The 19181-nt window shown below is 33.5% G+C and carries 16 protein-coding genes and 1 pseudogene; 10 read left to right on the top strand and 7 right to left on the bottom strand.

Going from position 1 to position 19181, the window contains the following annotated elements; all coding sequences use genetic code 11:
• Positions 1-32: 32 nt before the first annotated feature.
• The 6 genes from AC0L5U_RS17590 to AC0L5U_RS17565 all read left to right on the top strand — a co-directional run bounded on the left by AC0L5U_RS17590 (position 33) and on the right by AC0L5U_RS17565 (position 6899).
• Positions 33-539 carry an LptE family protein gene (locus AC0L5U_RS17590; protein ID WP_473417744.1) on the top strand — a complete coding sequence of 169 codons (507 nt, stop codon included), beginning with the start codon at positions 33-35 and terminating at the stop codon, positions 537-539.
• A 14-nt stretch (positions 540-553) separates the two neighbouring features.
• Positions 554-1501: a hypothetical protein gene (locus tag AC0L5U_RS17585; protein WP_473417743.1), complete on the top strand. Its 948-nt coding sequence runs from the start codon at positions 554-556 to the stop codon at positions 1499-1501.
• Positions 1502-1506: 5 nt separating this feature from the next.
• Positions 1507-1872: a preprotein translocase subunit SecG gene (secG, locus tag AC0L5U_RS17580; protein ID WP_473417742.1), complete on the top strand. Its 366-nt coding sequence runs from the start codon at positions 1507-1509 to the stop codon at positions 1870-1872.
• 157 nt (positions 1873-2029) lie between these two features.
• Entirely contained in the window at positions 2030-2305 is a 276-nt protein-coding gene (locus AC0L5U_RS17575) for a co-chaperone GroES (RefSeq protein WP_473417741.1), read from the top strand.
• A gap of 98 nt (positions 2306-2403) precedes the next feature.
• A complete protein-coding gene (gene groL / locus AC0L5U_RS17570) occupies positions 2404-4035 on the top strand; it encodes a chaperonin GroEL (RefSeq protein WP_473417740.1) in 1632 nt (543 codons plus the stop codon).
• Between the two features lie 131 nt (positions 4036-4166).
• Positions 4167-6899 carry an outer membrane beta-barrel protein gene (locus AC0L5U_RS17565; protein ID WP_473417739.1) on the top strand — a complete coding sequence of 911 codons (2733 nt, stop codon included), beginning with the start codon at positions 4167-4169 and terminating at the stop codon, positions 6897-6899.
• Between the two features lie 288 nt (positions 6900-7187).
• Here the strand turns inward: AC0L5U_RS17565 and AC0L5U_RS17560 are convergent, their stop codons facing one another.
• From AC0L5U_RS17560 to xrtF, 6 genes and pseudogenes are all read right to left on the bottom strand, one after another.
• Positions 7188-7571, bottom strand: coding sequence for a heavy-metal-associated domain-containing protein (locus AC0L5U_RS17560; protein ID WP_473417738.1), 384 nt, complete (start codon positions 7569-7571; stop codon positions 7188-7190).
• 117 nt (positions 7572-7688) lie between these two features.
• Positions 7689-9926 (bottom strand): TonB-dependent receptor, encoded by a 2238-nt coding sequence (locus AC0L5U_RS17555; RefSeq protein ID WP_473417737.1) that lies wholly within the window; start codon positions 9924-9926, stop codon positions 7689-7691.
• A complete protein-coding gene (locus AC0L5U_RS17550) occupies positions 9927-10649 on the bottom strand; it encodes a heavy-metal-associated domain-containing protein (RefSeq protein WP_473417736.1) in 723 nt (240 codons plus the stop codon).
• A 131-nt stretch (positions 10650-10780) separates the two neighbouring features.
• A pseudogene (locus tag AC0L5U_RS17545) lies at positions 10781-11181 on the bottom strand (HYC_CC_PP family protein).
• A gap of 57 nt (positions 11182-11238) precedes the next feature.
• Positions 11239-11667 carry an exosortase F system-associated membrane protein gene (locus tag AC0L5U_RS17540; RefSeq protein WP_473417735.1) on the bottom strand — a complete coding sequence of 143 codons (429 nt, stop codon included), beginning with the start codon at positions 11665-11667 and terminating at the stop codon, positions 11239-11241.
• Positions 11660-12211, bottom strand: a complete 552-nt coding sequence (gene xrtF / locus AC0L5U_RS17535; RefSeq protein ID WP_473417734.1) for an exosortase family protein XrtF — start codon at positions 12209-12211, stop codon at positions 11660-11662. Before xrtF ends, AC0L5U_RS17540 begins: the two co-directional genes overlap by 8 nt.
• A gap of 67 nt (positions 12212-12278) precedes the next feature.
• On the opposite strand from xrtF, the gene AC0L5U_RS17530 reads away from it, so the two are divergent.
• Both AC0L5U_RS17530 and purH read left to right on the top strand, forming a co-directional pair.
• The gene (locus AC0L5U_RS17530) at positions 12279-12737 is read left to right on the top strand and encodes a GAF domain-containing protein (RefSeq protein WP_473417733.1); all 459 of its coding nucleotides are present in this window, start codon (positions 12279-12281) and stop codon (positions 12735-12737) included.
• Positions 12738-12923: 186 nt separating this feature from the next.
• Positions 12924-14456, top strand: coding sequence for a bifunctional phosphoribosylaminoimidazolecarboxamide formyltransferase/IMP cyclohydrolase (gene purH, locus AC0L5U_RS17525; protein WP_473417732.1), 1533 nt, complete (start codon positions 12924-12926; stop codon positions 14454-14456).
• A gap of 65 nt (positions 14457-14521) precedes the next feature.
• On the opposite strand, the gene AC0L5U_RS17520 is transcribed toward purH, so the two are convergent.
• Entirely contained in the window at positions 14522-17002 is a 2481-nt protein-coding gene (locus AC0L5U_RS17520; protein WP_473417731.1) for a T9SS type A sorting domain-containing protein, read from the bottom strand.
• Positions 17003-17261: 259 nt separating this feature from the next.
• Between AC0L5U_RS17520 and AC0L5U_RS17515 the strand changes: the two genes are divergently transcribed.
• Both AC0L5U_RS17515 and mreC read left to right on the top strand, forming a co-directional pair.
• Positions 17262-18296 (top strand): rod shape-determining protein, encoded by a 1035-nt coding sequence (locus tag AC0L5U_RS17515; protein ID WP_473418328.1) that lies wholly within the window; start codon positions 17262-17264, stop codon positions 18294-18296.
• 11 nt (positions 18297-18307) lie between these two features.
• A complete protein-coding gene (gene mreC / locus AC0L5U_RS17510) occupies positions 18308-19129 on the top strand; it encodes a rod shape-determining protein MreC (RefSeq protein ID WP_473417730.1) in 822 nt (273 codons plus the stop codon).
• Positions 19130-19181: the final 52 nt, after the last annotated feature.

Raw genomic sequence — 19181 nt, 5'->3', positions numbered from 1 at the left:
CAACATAATAAAAATAACGTCGTTACAATTAAATGAAATACATAAAACACATATCCCTGATAATAGTTGCCATTTCAGTTTTTGGATGTGGTGCTTACTCTTTTACTGGAGCATCCATTTCACCTGATACTAAAACATTTCAAGTAAATCGTTTTGAAAATAATTCGCTTTTAGTAGAACCTGGTTTAGAAGTAACTTTTAGAAATACAATGATTCAAATTTTAGAGAATCAAACTAATTTAAATAACGTAAACTCCAACGGAGACATTGTTTATGAAGGTGAAATTACTGAATATCGTATCTCTCCTACAACGGCTACATCACAAAATACAGCAGCTCAAAATAGATTAACAATTACAGTTAAAGTACACTTTTTTGATAAAAACGATCCAGAAGCAGAATTTGAAAGACCATTTACTTTCTTTTTTGATTATCCTGGTACAGCCCAATTAAGCGGCGGTCAAAAAGACACAGCAATTGAAGATATTTTTGAACGTATTACACAAGACATTTTTAACGCCTCTTTGGCAAAATGGTAATTAAATTATAAACCTTGAATAGTCACGATTTTACATCTTTATTACAAAATCCCAAAGAAATCAACCCTCTTAAAACCAAGGCGCTGGAATCTATTATTCAAGATTATCCTTATTTTCAATCTGCTAAGGCTTTACATTTAAAAGGTTTAAAAAGTGAAGGAAGCACAAATTATAATCAGGCTTTAAAAACTACAGCTGCTTACACAACTGATAGAAGTATTTTATTCGATTTTATTACATCGGATGTATTCATTCAAAATGAAATATCAAAGATTATCAAGAAAAACAGTATTTATGTTAATGATATCAACGTAAATGCAGATGATATTTCGGTCAATAAAAGTTTAACTATTGATGATACTTTAAAGCAACAGATTAGTGAGACTTCAGGAGTATTAGACCCAGAATTATTTCAGCCTAAAGATCCATCACAAAAAAAGACAGTTCTTTTTAAACTAGATGAATCTGAAACTATAGAAAACGCCATAGAAAGCACAAAAACACAAGAAGCCTCTGCCGAAGACATTTTGAGCCTAGGTAAACCGCTACAATTTGATAAAAGAGAAGCACATTCTTTTAACGAATGGTTGAAATTAACACGATTTAAACCTATTAAAAGAACAGAAACTCCTGTTGAAAAAGTGTCTGATACTATTAAACCCGAAAAGATTCAACAGCAAGAGAAAATTACTAAAAGTGAATTAATAGATCGTTTTATATCGCAAAACCCTAAAATTAATCCAACAAAATCAGCAGCAAACAAAGGCAATATCGCCAAAGCCCAAATGATTCAACCTGAAGCGTTGATGACCGAGACTTTAGCACGAATTTATTTAGAGCAAAAAAACTACAAAAAGGCCATTCAATCGTATAAAATTTTAAGTTTGAAATATCCAGAAAAAAGTAGTTTCTTTGCAAACCAAATTAAGGCAGTAGAACAATTACAAGAACAAAATAAATAAGAATAATGAGTACGTTTACAATATTTTTAGCACTTATAGTGGTTGTAGCATTTTTACTAATCGTAGTAATTATGGTGCAAAACCCTAAAGGCGGTGGATTATCTTCATCTTTTGGTGGCGGTGGCACACAACAATTAGGTGGTGTAAAAAAGACCACAGATTTTTTAGATAAAAGCACATGGACTTTAGCAACATTGCTTTTGGTACTAATTTTAGTATCTAATATTGCAATAAACAGAGGAGATACTTCGGTTGATTCTAAGGCCTTGGATACAGATGCGCAAACTACACAACCATTACCTGCGGTTCCAGAGGCACCAGCTGCACTTCCTGCAACTAATAATTCAGGAACAGAAGACACAAATCCATAAGAATATAATTTCTTTTGAAAACTATAAAAAAATGCCAACTTTACAAGTTGGCATTTTTTGTTACTGCAAGTTTGTCAGTTTACAAGCCATGGCACATTTTTAGCATAACGCTTAAGCGTTAATCAATAACTTAATTAATTAAAAATATAAAACAAAAATGGGAGTGAACATTAAACCATTAGCAGATAGAGTTCTTGTAGAACCTGCTGAAGCTGAAACTAAAACAGCATCAGGAATTATTATTCCTGACAACGCTAAAGAAAAACCACAAAAAGGTACTGTTGTAGCTGCTGGACCTGGCACAAAAGACGAGCCTATTACCGTTAAAGTTGGCGATACCGTTTTATATGGCAAATACGCCGGAACTGATTTAAAACTTGAGGGCAATGATTATTTGATCATGCGTGAGAGTGATATTTTGGCAATTATTTAAAAACAGCTCATAGCTATTAGCCTTTGGCTTTTAGCAAAAAACTAATAACAATAACGCCAACAGCCAACAGCTGAAGGCAAAAAGCTAAAACATAAAAAATGGCAAAAGACATAAAATTTGATATTGATGCACGCGACGGTTTAAAACGTGGTGTTGATGCATTAGCAAACGCAGTAAAAGTAACATTAGGTCCTAAAGGACGTAACGTAATTATTTCTAAAAGTTTTGGAGCACCTCAAGTTACAAAAGATGGTGTTTCTGTAGCTAAAGAAATAGAATTAGAAGATGCTCACGAAAATATGGGCGCACAAATGGTTAAGGAAGTAGCTTCTAAAACCAACGATTTAGCCGGTGATGGTACAACAACCGCTACCGTTTTAGCACAAGCTATCGTAAAAGAAGGCTTAAAAAACGTAGCTTCTGGTGCAAACCCAATGGATTTAAAACGTGGGATTGATAAAGCTGTAGAGGCTATTACAGTCGATTTAGAAAAGCAAGCCAAAAAAGTAGGTAACTCTTCTGAAAAAATAAAACAAGTTGCTGCTATTTCTGCAAATAACGATGATACAATTGGCGAATTAATTGCTCAAGCTTTCGGAAAAGTTGGAAAAGAAGGCGTAATTACTGTTGAAGAAGCAAAAGGTATGGAAACATACGTTGATGTTGTTGAAGGAATGCAGTTTGACAGAGGGTATTTATCACCTTACTTTGTAACTGATACTGATAAAATGATTGCAGATCTAGAAAATCCATACATTTTATTATTTGATAAAAAGATTTCTAATTTACAGGAAATCCTTCCAATATTAGAGCCAGTTGCTCAATCTGGTCGTCCGTTATTAATCATCGCCGAAGATGTTGACGGACAAGCATTAGCAACATTGGTAGTTAATAAATTACGTGGTGGACTTAAAATTGCTGCGGTTAAAGCACCAGGGTTTGGAGACAGACGTAAAGCAATGTTAGAGGATATAGCAATTTTAACTGGTGGTACTGTAATTTCTGAAGAAAGAGGTTTCACTTTAGAAAATGCTGATTTATCAATGTTAGGTTCTGCTGAAACTGTAACTGTAGATAAAGACAATACAACTATTGTAAACGGTTCTGGTGATGCTAAAACAATTAAAGCTCGTGTAAACCAAATTAAATCTCAAATTGAAACTACAACTTCAGATTACGATAAAGAAAAACTACAAGAGCGCTTAGCTAAGTTAGCTGGTGGTGTTGCTGTACTTTACGTAGGTGCTGCAAGTGAAGTTGAAATGAAAGAAAAGAAAGACCGTGTTGATGATGCTTTACATGCTACTAGAGCTGCTGTAGAAGAAGGTATTGTTGCTGGTGGTGGTGTTGCCTTAGTGAGAGCTAAAGCTGTTTTAACTAAAATCACTACTGACAATTTAGACGAAACTACAGGTGTTCAAATTGTAAATAAAGCCATTGAATCTCCATTGAGAACTATTGTAGAAAATGCAGGCGGAGAAGGTTCTGTAGTAATCAATAAAGTTCTAGAAGGTAAAAAAGACTTTGGTTATGATGCTAAATCTGAGGAATATGTTGACATGCTTAAAGCAGGAATTATAGATCCTAAAAAAGTAACACGTATTGCTTTAGAAAATGCTGCTTCTGTAGCTGGAATGATTCTAACTACTGAATGTGCTTTAATTGATATTAAAGAAGCTGAAGCTGGTGGACATCCTCCAATGGGTGGCGGTATGCCAGGAATGATGTAGGTCGAGAGCCTCGCCACACAAATTATAAAAAAACGCTTCAATTAATTTTGGAGCGTTTTTTTATTTTCTTTTAAACCTTTCTTTATCCGTTTGGTCTTATGTACTATTAACAAACCGCTACAAACCGTTTTATGATTAGAAAACTCGTTTTTTCTATACTATTTTTTTGTATTTCAAATTCAATTATCAGTCAAACAGAAGTTACAGGCATAATAGTCGACCCTCAAAATCAACCCATAGAATTAGCCTCTATAGTACTTTTAAACTCAAAAGACTCAACTGTAGCTAACTACTCAATCACTGATAGTAAAGGTTTTTTTAGAATTATAGAACATAAACAAGGTAATGTTTTGTTTCAGGCATCTTCTCTCGGTTTTCAACCTTATTATAAATCATTAAACTTGGAAGGCTTACCAATAGATTTAAAAACCATAAAGCTAGAAGAAGACATTAGTGCTTTAGATGCAGTTATGATTTCGGCAGTAGTTCCTGTTCAAATTAAAAAAGACACGGTAGCTTTTAATGCTAATTCGTTCAAAATAAACCATGATGATACGATTGAATCTCTATTGGGGAAATTACCTGGTGTTGAAGTAGATTCAGACGGAAAAGTTATCGCCCAAGGCAACGAAGTAGCACGAATATTTGTAGATGGTAAAGAGTTTTTTGGTGGTGATCCTGCTATTGTTTTAAAAAATCTTTCTGCTGATGCCATCTCTAAAGTAGAAGTTATTGACAAAAAAAGTGATGAGGCCGAACTATCAGGTGTTGATGATGGTAACAAGGAAGTGATTATTAATTTCACTTTAAAGAAAACTAAAAAAAATCAAGGCTTCGGAAAACTATCAGCTGGGATGGGATTAGATAGCCGCTATTTCAGTAACCTAAACTACAATCGTTTTAACTCCAAAACACAAATTTCAGTAGTGGGGAAATTCAATAACATCAACATTACTGGCTCCAATATTCGAGGGTTTTTACAAAATGCCAATGGCATTGCTGATGATTCCGAAGAAGAAGAAAACAGTAATTCGCGCCGTCAAAAAAGTTTAAGTGGCTTTTTAACAACTGGAGTAGCTGGTGTACATATTGGTCATGAGTTTAAAAAGAAAGAGTCCTTTAATGCTGATTATTTTTTCAACCATACAAACAACAACGGACTCTCCTTTGCCAATAGAATTACCTTTTCAGGCAATAATAATTTTGATTTTAATTCTGATAACGATTTCGATAATACCACCAACAACCACAACTTAAATTTCAACTACCAGAACAAGTCTCATAAAATGCATAGTTTAAGAATTAAAGGTGGGTTTACTTCCGATATGAGAACAAACGTGTTAGACAGAAAAGGCCGTTTTATAAATGATGCCGATGAATTGGTAACCACTAATAATTTTGATTTAAACACTAAAAACGACCGAGAAACAGCGAAAATTAATATCAATTACTACCAAAGGCTTCAAAAACATGGGCGAAATTTTAGTACGGGTATTAATACCACTATCTCAAACAGAGCTTATTTCAATACTCAAAGCACATTAATTACGCGCAATATTGGTAAGGCTAACGAATCTGAAAGAGAGCAGTTTACTTTGAGAGATGAATCGGTTAAAAACACAAGGCTCAGCATGTTTTTTAATTACACCGAACCACTTTGGGAACATCATTATTTAAAAGTACAAGGCTCTCTATTAAATGTTACAGATATTGAAGATGCATTACAATCCAGGATTACCATAAGTAACAATAACGAGGAAGAACGACTCGATTTTAAATTCGAAAATGCTGAACGCAGATACTCCACCAAGTTTTTACACAATTACAATCACGAAAAATGGTATGTGTCTTATGGTGCAGAATTACAAGACTTAAACAGAGCTTTTGGAGCAGATGGCGACATGCCTATTACTAGAAACCAATTTTATGTAAATCCATTGGCAACTTTACAATACAAACCCAAGCGCGGTTCTAAACATCGATTGAATTATAGAAGAGTCATTAGAAGTCCCAGAACACCACAAATCACTACAATTATAAACGATTTAAATCCCTTTTCCATAAGAACAGGAAACCCAAATTTAAAGACCGAAAAGATTGATATGATTACGTTGAACAACACCATTCATGATTTTAAATCGTCTTTAAGTTTTTATTCTAAAATTCAATTTCAATACATTGAAGATGCCATTAACTCGAATGTTTTGATAGATGATGATTTTATCAGAACACGAACTTATGAAAATACTGGCAATAACAAACGCTTAAACACTTTATTCAGTTTAAGTAAAAAGATGAAAAAGCTAGGCATAAGGTATACCTTAAAAAACAATAACCGATACCAAACTTCAAATGCTGTGGTGAATAATGAATTGAACGATGTCATTACTCAAGATTACTCGCTAAATGTATCTTTTGAAAATTCAAATAAAAGCAGATTTGATGTAAAAACTGGAGCTTCTTATAATATTAATAATACTAAATTTTCTTTGGTAGAAGATTTGGACAGAACGTTTACTGAGCAAAACTATTTCGCCTCATTTGATTTTGAAGCCTCCAAAGCATTAAACCTCAACACCCAACTAGATTATATTATTTTTTCGGATAATAAATTTACCAATAACCAAGAATTACCCATTTGGAATGCAGCCATTTCTTATGCCTTTTCTGGAAATAAAAAGAATATTTTAAAATTGGTACTGATTGATATTCTGGATAAAAACGTTGATATTTTTAGACGCAGTACCGTAAATTATTTTGAAGAAACCACTACTGCAAGTTTAGGGCGTTATGTGATTTTGAGCTATACTTATAAGTTGAATAGCGGCAAGCGCAGGAAACCTAAGAAGAGGAAGAATGAATAAATAAAAAACCAATCTGTTGGTTTTATTGTTACTGCGAAGTTACTAATTTTGCTGAGCGGGTATATAAAATTATATGTTTTTATAAGTTTTATAAGAATGAATTTTGTGAAATAATAATCACGAATGTAAATAGTAATTTTTTAATCATAACATTTTGTTTAAATTCCTTCCTTAAGGATATAAAGTCATTTATAACCGCAGACAATAAATCTAAAGAAATTTTCTACAAAATCAAATACAAACACAAAAAAACCGAAGCTTTATAACTTCGGTTATTTTAATTTATTTTTAATGCTGATGTTCTTCTCCCTCTTTATTTTCATGCTCATGCTCTTCCTTAACTCCCTCATCACGGTATTTACAACACGCATGTACAGTTGCATAAGCCTCATCTGTAGCCTTCTGTTCTTTAACATCATGCCCTGCAGCTAAAACTTGTTTTTCTATGGTTTTTACATCTGTTTTGCGTTCGTCGTAAATCAATTTTAATTCGTGGGTGTCTATATTCCATGTGGCAAATTTTACGCCTTTGGTGTTTAAACATGCTTTTTCTATCCGTGCTTTACACATGCCGCAAATACCATCTACTTCCATAGTGGCTTTGGCGTTTTTGTTTTGGGCGAAGGTTATTGTTCCTATGAGTAATAGTGTTAGGATTATTAATTTTTTCATGGTTTTATTGTTTTTATTTTTTTGTTATGCGAGGAGATACGATGTGCCAATCTAGGATTTGGCTTTTTGTTGTTTAAGATTACTTCGTCCTACGTCCTCGTAATGACGCTTTATTATTTATTTTATTCTATAACGCAATCCTGCGTAATACATACTTCCAAAAATTGGACCATATACAAAGGTAGTATCAAAATTCGCTCCAAATGGGTCGTCTGCTCCTAAAATTGGGTTGGGCTGTCTCACATTTGTGATGTTTTCGCCTCCTAAATATACTTCAAATTTTGGAGAAAATACTTTAGTGATTTGAGCGTTAAGTGTTGCAATAGTTGGTGTTCTATCTGGCAATTGGTATTGTGCAGGATTAGCAACTGTAGACGCATAACGTTGATCGCTTAGCCAATTGAACGTAGTATCAAACTTCCAATGTGCCCCATGCGCTTTAACTTGAGTTTCATAGGCAAGATTGGCGAACAATCGGTGCTTTGGTGTTAAAGGTCTTTCTAATCGTTCAGAATTATAATCGGTTTTTACATCATAAAATTTATAGGCTGTTCTTAAATCAAAACCTTTAAAAGCATTATAATTTAATTCAACTTGAAAGCTGTGAGCAAAACTTTTTCCATCAAGGTTATAAAAATTAATTGCCATCGGGTTTTCCCAATCTACCACCACTTGGTTTTTAAAATCGGTTTTATAATAATCTAAAGTAACATCGGCCTTTCGTCCAAAGAGGTTAAATCCTTGCAGGTATGAAACCCCATAATTCCATGCAATTTCTGGATCTAAACCATAAATTGCGCCACCTGAATTGAGGATATTAATTGCTCTTGATGTTGCGAATAACTGCTGATTTTCAGTAAAAATATTAGCACTTCGTTTTCCTCTTCCGAAAGACGCTCTAAATGCCGATTTACTCCAAGGCGAATATCTTGCATGTACTCTTGGAGTAATAAACGTGCCTAATAAATTATGACGATCTATACGTACTCCAGCCGTAACATTCAACAATTCCAAATTATCAAAACTATACTCAAAAAATCCGCCTACTGAGTTTTCGGTGCGTTCGTAATCTGTGGTGTTTACAAATTCGTCATAATGGTCGTATGTATAACTTATTCCTGTTTTAATTTTATGTCTGGAATCGCTTATAATGGAGTTATAAATAGCATTCGCATACAAGCTATTGTGTTTGATATCATAGGTATTCAAACCAAAATACGATTCTTGCTTATGACTACTGTAAGCCGTTTGCACACCCAAACTTTGCCATGGTACTTCAGGATTTACATACCCAAATTTTGCTGAAACCTCATAACGTTTGGTATCAATTTCGCTGCCCCAATTATTGGTAGTTAACTTATCAGTATCTGGATTAAAATCCAGTTCGCCAGTTTGCTTTTCATCATTTAAAAACTTCAAATTAATAAAGCTTACAAATCCTTTTTGGGTGTCGGTATATTGCCAACGATTCATTACATTAACTTGATTGAATTTTGGCATATCCAAGAAACCGTCATTATTTACATCGTGCTTTTTTTGATGCGTGTTCCCATGAATGTATAAACCCGTATGCCATCTATCACTTAATTTTGTGTTTATATGCGTGTTGAGTTCTAAACGTTCGCTTGTTGCACCATATAAATTTACAAACAACTTATCATCGGTTGATGGTTTTACCAATTCGGTATTTATCTGTCCCGCAATACTTTCAAAACCATTTACCACACTTCCTGCACCTTTAGTAATTTGAATACTTTCGACCCAAGTCCCTGGAATAAAACTTAAACCATACGCTTGTGATGCTCCTCGAATGGATGGTATGTTTTCAGTAGCAATTAAAATATACGGACTTGTGAGTCCCAACATTTTTATTTGACGTGTTCCTGAAATTGCATCGGCGAAATTCACATCTATTGACGGATTGGTTTCAAAACTTTCGGAGAGATTACAACACGCCGCCTTCAATAATTCGTCGCTACTCACGGTAATAACATTTTGTGATTTCAAGAACGATTTAGACGTAGTTTGCTTTCTGGATGTTACTGTTACCGAATCTAAATTGTCCGTTGGCTGTAACCAATGATAAATCATTTTTGGTTGTAATACCGTAATCGTATCTGTTTTAAAACCAACATAACTAATCACAAGTTTTTTATACTCGGTTTTATATGGAATTGTAAATTTTCCATCAATATCGGTAACTGTTCCTACTTGGGTATCTAACCAATACACATTTGCACCCGCTAACCCTATACGTTTGTTTTCGCTATTTGCCTCCATTACCATACCTCTAATTTTATCTTGAGACATAGCAAAAACAGGCAGTAGTAATAGTATATAAAATAATATTTTCATTTAACTAAAGTTTTTTACAAGCATGATAATTGCCATTACAATCATAATGCTGTTCTCAATAAACGTAGCTTTGGTCATTGGGAGCTTTAACGCTGTTCCCAAACATGCACATTGAATTGATTTCTTATCCAATAATGTTTTTGTGACGCCAACTGTAGTTATTCCTAAAACAATTAAAGTGATTATTAAAGCCATCGGAATTTCAAAACGCATTAAGAACATCAGTCCAAGTGCCACTTCAATAAACGGGTAAATCCATCCATAAATGGGAACCACTTTCGCTATTGGATCATACATTTTGAATGATCCTGGAAAACCTTTTAAGTCCAACAATTTGAAAAAACTGAATACGATGTAAAACAGCCCCATAAAATCGAGCATAAATCCATTGGCATCCCAAGGATTATTATTGAGTAAAACTGAAGCTGTGATGATATAACCAAATATTAAAAACAATGGAAATAGCTGTTTTAATTCTGATGTTTCTTCAGATTTAATTTCTGAAGAAGCATTAAAACTATGTTTTTCTGAAATAGCATATTTATCAGAAAGTGCGCTTTGTAATTTTTCTATTGAAATATGACTTGACATTTCAATAATCGCTTCAGAAGTTTCTAAATTAACTGATGCATTTATTATTTCTGGAATCGAATTTAGCTTGTCTTCTACTGAAGTTCGGCAGCCGTTACAGGTCATACCTGTAACTGTATATGTATGTTTCATTTTGATTTAATATTTGAAATAATAGATTTTTCATAGTTCCGCGAAAGCGAAAAAATAATAAGATTCCCTTCTAACTGAAACTCCCGAAACTTCGTAACAGTAATGATAACGGGAATGAAAAAACCTATTTATCAAATGATAAAAACCTGGTCTAAGGCCTGAATATCGGCGACCAAATTTGGAGGAGAATAATCTTTATGAGGAATGGTTTCTTTTGGTAAACTTTCAAAACCATTAAAATATGAATACGTAAATGCTGTTAAAAATTGCTGCTGTTCAAAATCTAAATCCTCAAAAGAGGATACTTTTAATTCATCTTGACCTTTAACCACGTCAATTTCATCTTTACAACAAGATTTTTTTGTGCTATTTCCAAGCTTTCCATGGCACATTTCTCAGCTTCAACAAACATTGAAACATCAACCAAAGTATCGCCACAATAATGTTTTTCAATAGTAAATGATACCGTTGAAAACAATACAATTAGCGCGAGGCTAACAGAAAACGCTTTATGTAACATGATTTTTAACACAATACAAAATTACAAAAAATGAAGTTATGCTTTTCAGTTTTTATTAAATGATTAACACTATTGTTTTAGCTTATGATAATAAAAAGCTGGTAAAAGGAGTATCAAAATTAAAGGTTGAATTAAGAATCGACGTATATTAAAAAACAAATAATAGTCTTCTTGTTTTGGATTTACCACAAAATAGAGATATAAAATCATAAAACCTACAAACGCTATCATATAAATTAATCCAGAGAATTTAAGGATACTTTTATCTTTAAAAACCACAAATAAAATAGCCAAGGAAATCAACGTATTCAAAACATAACGCAAGGTTGTAAAACCAACTAATTTTGCGACTTCTCGTCTGGGACTATCAACATATAAATAATCGTTCTCAAAAAATGTTAAGTACGGATCATAAAACAAACTGTCTTCGAAAAACCGAATTAGAATCAGTAATCCTACTAGTATAAAAACCATTATATATTTAATTAGTTTAGACATCCTTTCTGTTCAGTTTAGAAAATCTATTTACCCAAAAAACCCATAATAAAAATACCATTCCGTAAATAATTGCTGGAAAAACAACAGAATGTAGCACTTCTCCATATTCAGGGTAATAATACAACCCTATAGTTAAAAGTACAATGCGCAGTAAATTAACTGTGTAAATAAGTACACTCCCAGAAAGTATATAAACAAATGTTGTTTTTAGTTTTCCAGAAAAAGCAATAATAAATGACAAAAATAAAATAATAACACTAATAGAATTGCAGCCTTCAATAACACGCCCCAAATACTTTCCATTTAACAATAACTTTATGGATGCTTCATTTGGGTGAGGTAAAATCTCTGTTTGATACCCAAAGGAATTTAAAAGTAATTCACTTTGTTTAGCAACAATATGCGTAAAATAATCTGGATAAAATTTAGAGCCGTCTGAAAATTGTAAGTAAAATTTATAAGCAACAGACAGCACTATATAAACCAACAAAAATGTAAGTATAAATTTTATAACCGACTTGTATTTTATAAAAAGTGCTTTCAAGTATTTTTATAGAATTGAATATCGAAATTAAGCCTTTTTAAATACTTTTGCGAAAACTTTTTTAGTTATGATTTTTGAACAGCTAAAACCTCAAGTAGTTTCTATTATTTCAAACACAGAACATACTGTGGATGAATGTCTTTTAAAAGTTTGTGAATTACTCGAAAAACATATCGACTATTACAACTGGGTAGGCTTTTATTTTAGAAATGGAAATAAGGAAGAATTACTTTTAGGCCCTTATGTTGGCGAGCCAACCAACCATACTGTGATTCCGTTCGGGAAAGGTATTTGCGGCCAAGTTGCTTTAAGCAATGAAAACTTTGTGGTACCAGATGTATCTGCTCAAGATAATTATATTGCTTGCAGTATTACTGTAAAAGCTGAAATTGTTGTTCCTATTTTTGTAAATGGCGAAAATATTGGACAGATAGATATTGATTCTAATACACCTAACCCTTTTACTGAAGCTGATGAACAGTTTTTGGAGTTTGTTTGTAAAAAAATATCAGAAAAACTTTCTTAATACTACTAACTATTGAGATTTATTTATTTGGAATTTAAAACTCTGTTAACAACTTCACGTTTTAGTTAAAAAAACACGTTGCTTTTTCATGTTCTAAGGGTGATATTTTGCTTTTAATAACTATTTTTGCAATTATTTAAAAACCTAAGCAAGACACACTTAAATTTCTTTAAAGCACACAACAAAATGAGCAACGAAAAAACTATTAAATCGGCGTTAATATCTGTATTTAGTAAAGACGGTTTAGAACCTATTGTAAAAGAACTTGATAAACAAGGTGTAACCATTTACTCTACTGGTGGCACCGAGAAATTCATTAACGATTTAGGCGTTAACGTTGTTCCTGTTGAGGATGTTACTTCTTACCCATCTATTCTTGGTGGCCGAGTAAAAACATTACACCCAAAAGTATTTGGTGGGATTTTAAACAGACAAAACCATGATGGTGATGTTGCTGAATTATCTAAATATGAGATACCACAAATTGATGTGGTAATTGTTGATTTATATCCTTTTGAAAAAACCGTTGCTTCTGGAGCGAGCAATCAAGATATTATCGAAAAAATTGATATAGGTGGTATTTCTTTAATTAGAGCTGCTGCTAAAAACTATGCGGATGTAATTTGCGTATCTTCTGTTAATGATTATGCTGAGTTTTTAGAGTTGATATCTGAAAACAATGGCGTTATTTCTGAGGAAAACAGAAGACGTTTTGCGGGTAAAGCTTTTAATGTTTCTTCACATTATGATACTGCTATTTTCAACTACTTCAATCAGAATAATGATGAAACGGTTTTAAAATTAAGCGAAACTAACGGAAAGACTTTGCGTTATGGTGAAAACCCACACCAAAAAGGATTTTTCTTTGGAGATTTTGATGAGTTGTTCACCAAACTTCATGGAAAGGAATTGAGTTACAACAACCTTTTAGATGTTGATGCTGCAGTTAATTTAATGTTAGAATTTAAAAATGATGCGCCAACGTTTGCTGTTTTAAAACACAACAACGCTTGTGGTTTAGCACAGCGTGACACATTACACCAAGCTTATGTAGATGCTTTAGCTGGAGACCCAATTTCGGCTTTTGGAGGTGTTTTAATTAGTAACAAAGAAATAGATTTAGTTACTGCTGAAGAGATTCATAAATTATTCTGTGAGGTGGTAATTGCACCTTCTTTTTCTGCTGAAGCTTTAGAGGTCTTAAAAGGAAAGAAAAACAGAATTTTATTAGTAATTCATGATATTGAGATGCCAAAAACAAATGTAAGAAGTTGTTTGAATGGTGTTTTAGTACAAGATAGAAATAACATTACTGATAAAGCTGAAGACTTAAAGAATGTAACGAATACTGCTCCTACTCAAGCACAAATTGATGATTTAATTTTTGCTTCTAAGATTTGTAAGCATACAAAATCAAACACGATTGTTTTGGCTAAAAACAAGCAATTATGCGCTAGTGGAACAGGACAAACAAGTCGTGTGGATGCCTTAGAGCAAGCGATACATAAAGCTACGAACTTTAAGTTTGATTTAAATGGTGCCGTTATGGCAAGTGATGCCTTTTTTCCATTTCCTGATTGTGTTGAAATTGCAAATAATGCTGGTATTACTGCTGTCATTCAACCAGGTGGCTCTATAAAAGATCAGTTAAGTATTGATTATTGCAACGATAATGATGTTGCGATGGTGATGACTGGTACACGTCATTTTAAACACTAAGCTTTAAAAAAAAGAAAAAGAGCACTTTTAGAATGCTCTTTTTCTTTGGCTAATTAATTTATCAATTAATTCTTAATTACTCTCTTTGTGATTGAACTTCCTGAATTTTTATCTCTAATATTTAAGAAGTAAGTCCCTGAGGTAAGTCTTCCTAAATCTAAAGTGGTATTTCTGTTATTTGAAAAGTCAACATTTATAATTTGTTTTCCTAACATATCAATAATCTGAACATCTAAATCTAAGTTTTGAAAACCTTCATATTTAATAGATAGTTCATTTTCAACTGGGTTTGGATATACTGTAAACTTAAAGTTAGCTTCAAATTCATCAACACCTAAAGCATCACAATCCATACCTGTAAATCGTGTTATAGAAATTGCATTTGATAAATCAAAACATCCTGATAAACCTGATACATCCTGTCCTACTGTAAGACCTGTTAGTCCATCTTCATATCTTAAATACCAAATATCGCAAACACCTGCTGGCGCACCTTCTAAATTAAATGGTCCTGCTGCTGGTGTTCCAAGAATTTCTCCTGTGGCTTGATCTGTAATAACATAAGTACCATTTGTACCACTTGTTACTGAACTTGCTGTAAACTCTACTGAAATTAAATCGTCTGTGCCTTCACCTACACAAATACTAGCTGTAGTATCGGTAGTCCCTGCTATTTGTATTGCTCCGCCATTTACTGCATTTCGTGTTACAGAAATTGCATTTGATAAATCAAAACATCCTGATAAATCTGATACATTTGTAGCCGATCCTAGTCCTATATCGCCTGTATATCTTAAATACCAAATATCACAAACACCCGTTGGTGCGCCTTCCAAATTAAATGGCCCCGCTGCTGGTGTTCCTAAAATATTACCTGTGGCTTGATCGGTAATTACCCAAGTAGAACTGTCGCCTGATAATACGTTCATATCCACGAACTCTACATCTATTAAATCATTTGTGCCTTCGCCTACGCAAATCTCTGCCGTGGTATCTGTTGTTCCTGCTATTTGAATTGCTCCGCCATTTACTGCATTTCGTGTTACAGAAATTGCATTTGACAAATCAAAGCATCCTGATAAATCTGATACATTTGTAGCCGATCCTAGTCCTATATCGCCTGTATATCTTAAATACCAAATATCACAAATACCCGTTGGTGCACCTTCCAAATTAAATGGCCCTGCTGCTGGTGTTCCTAAAATATTACCTGTGGCTTGATCGGTAATTACCCAAGTAGAACTGTCGCCTGATAATACGTTCATATCCACGAACTCTACATCTATTAAATCATTTGTGCCTTCACCTACACAAATACTAGCTGTAGTATCGGTAGTCCCTGCTATTTGTATTGCTCCGCCATTTACTGCATTTCGTGTTACAGAAATTGCATTTGACAAATCAAAGCATCCTGATAAATCTGATACATTTGTAGCCGATCCTAGTCCTATATCACCTGTGTATCTTAAATACCAAATATCACAAATACCCGTTGGTGCGCCTTCCAAATTAAATGGTCCCGCTGCTGGTGTTCCTAATATGTTACCTGTAGCTTGATCGGTAATTACCCAAGTAGAACTGTCACCTGACAATACATTCATATTTACAAACTCTACATCTATTAAATCGTCTGTACCTTCGCCTACACAAATCTCTGCTGTGGTATCTGTTGTTCCTGCTATTTGAATTGCTCCGCCATTTACTGCATTTCGTGTTACAGAAATTGCATTTGACAAATCAAAGCATCCTGATAAATCTGATACATTTGTAGCCGATCCTAGTCCTATATCGCCTGTATATCTTAAATACCAAATATCACAAATACCCGTTGGTGCGCCTTCCAAATTAAATGGCCCCGCTGCTGGTGTTCCTAAAATATTACCTGTGGCTTGATCGGTAATTACCCAAGTAGAACTGTCGCCTGATAATACGTTCATATCCACGAACTCTACATCTATTAAATCATTTGTGCCTTCGCCTACACAAATCTCTGTCGTGGTATCTGTGGTGCCTGCTATTTGAATTGCACCTCCTTCAGCGTCACAAGCGCTCCATGCTGCTGCTGACCCTCCTGAAGAAGTTGTGTAAGGTGCTGCTCCCGAAACAAAATTATTTATATTATCCCAACGTCCAGCAGTTACAGCTTGACCAACTCGTGGCTGGTTGCCAGCTCCCCATTGCACATAATCAATCAAATCTGCAGAATTAGAGGATGTAAAATTATTATTACTAAATAAACTTAATCCATCCATAGCATCATCCATATTGTAGCTCAATACAACATTCTCGCCAGCACCCAACATAATAGTTCCACTTACTGGTGTAAGTGATCCTACTTGTACATAAGTTCCTGGGCCTAAACATAACTGGTAGTTGGTTAAATTTACCAATGTCGCTCCCGGATTAGAGATCGTTAAAACATCCAATGTAGGATCAACACTTGTTAACCTTACATCTTGTGCATTTACATGAAGCGTTACTCCTAAAAAGCAAAGCATCAAAAAGCACGATTGCATAAATTTCTTTAATGGTAATTTTCTTTTCATCTTGATTCTTAATTTAATTAATATTCATTGTGTTAAAATTAATAACTATCATTTATTCAAAATGTTAGCTATCTAACATTTGAAAAAATAAATATTAAAATCAGTAATATTCTTAAGTTTTTAAAGTAGATATCCTCATAAAAAGCTCTTATTAGATGGATATTTCAAATTTTAAAGATTTTGAATACCATATAACTCAAATATTTATTAACTTTTATTACTTTTACGGGATTCGTTTTTAAACCACTTTAAACTACTTATAGCAGATGGGATTTTTGACTTCCTAACAGAAGATATTGCAATAGATTTAGGAACCGCAAATACACTAATCATTCATAATGATAAGGTTGTTGTAGATGCACCCTCAATTGTAGCTCGAGATAGAGTTTCTGGTAAAATTATTGCCGTTGGACAAGAGGCTAGTCTAATGCAAGGAAAAACCCATGAAAATATCAAAACCATTCGACCTCTCAAGGATGGTGTAATTGCAGATTTTGATGCTTCTGAGCAAATGATAAGTATGTTTATTAAAAACATACCAGCTTTAAAAAAGAAGTTTTTCACACCTGCATTGCGTATGGTAATTTGTATTCCTTCTGGGATTACAGAAGTGGAAATGCGTGCGGTAAAAGAAAGTGCTGAACGAGTAAATGGGAAAGAAGTCTATTTAATACATGAACCAATGGCTGCGGCAATTGGTATTGGTGTGGACATTATGCAACCTAAAGGAAACATGGTGGTGGATATAGGTGGTGGTACTACCGAAATTGCTGTGATTGCGCTTGGTGGTATTGTTTGCGATAAATCTGTAAAGATTGCAGGTGATGTATTTACAAATGATATAGTGTATTATATGCGAACGCAACATAACCTGTATGTTGGTGAGCGTACTGCTGAAAAAATAAAAATACAAATTGGTGCTGCTACTGAAGATTTGGAATTACCACCAGAAGACATGAGCGTTCAAGGACGTGATTTATTAACTGGAAAACCTAAACAGGTGTCTATTTCTTATCGTGAAATTGCTAAAGCACTTGATAAATCTATTTTACGTATTGAGGATGCGGTTATGGAAACTTTATCTCAAACACCTCCAGAATTAGCTGCCGATATTTACAATACTGGTATTTATTTAGCTGGTGGTGGATCTATGCTACGTGGTTTAGATAAACGTTTGTCCCAGAAAACAGATTTACCTGTTTATATTGCTGAAGACCCTTTACGTGCTGTAGTTAGAGGTACTGGAATTACGCTTAAAAATTTACCTAAATACAAAAGTGTATTGATAAAATAGGCAAATAACCCATGCAACAGATTATTAATTTTATAATAAGAAACAAAAACTTTTTGTTGTTCTTGTTGCTCTTTGGTGTTTCCATTTTATTTACAATTCAGTCACATTCTTACCATAAAAGTAAATTTGTAAACTCTGCTAATTTTTTAACTGGTGGTGTTTATAATTCTGTAAATAATATTGGTGTTTATTTCAATTTAAAATCTCAAAATCAATTATTGGCTAAAGAAAACAATCGCTTAAACCAATTATTACTCAATAACGACATACAATCAGATTCTGCATTTATTGACAGTCTAAATTTTAAACAGCACTATAAATTTACCTCAGCAAACGTTATCAGAAATAGTTATGCGGCTACTAATAATTACTTATTGGTAAACAAAGGCAAAAATGATAGCATAAAAGAAGATTTTGGTGTTAAATCCCAATTAGGCTTAGTTGGTATAGTTGATAAAACTTCAAGTAATTACGCTACCGTTATTTCAATTTTAAATACTAGCAGCCAAATTAGTGCGCAGTTGAAAAAATCCAATCACTTTGGTACGTTAACTTGGGATGGAAATTCTCCTCAAATTGTGCAGCTGACGGATGTTGAAAAAATAGCCCCTGTTCAACAAGGCGATACGATTATTACATCTGGACGTTCATCTATCTTCCCTAAAGGTATTGATATTGGTATTGTTGAAAATTTTAAATTGGATGCTGCTGAAAATTTTTATGAAATAAATGTGCGATTGTTTAATGATATGACGAATCTTGAACACGTCTACATCATCGAAAACACCGATAAAAACGAAATTGATTCATTATTAGAAGACACCGATGAATAGTTCAATAACACAACATATTATTCGGTTTATTATACTTGTATTTTTTCAAGTA

The sequence above is a fragment of the Jejuia sp. G7-7 genome (assembly GCF_055808955.1).
This window is presented reverse-complemented; position numbering and strand designations above follow the sequence as displayed.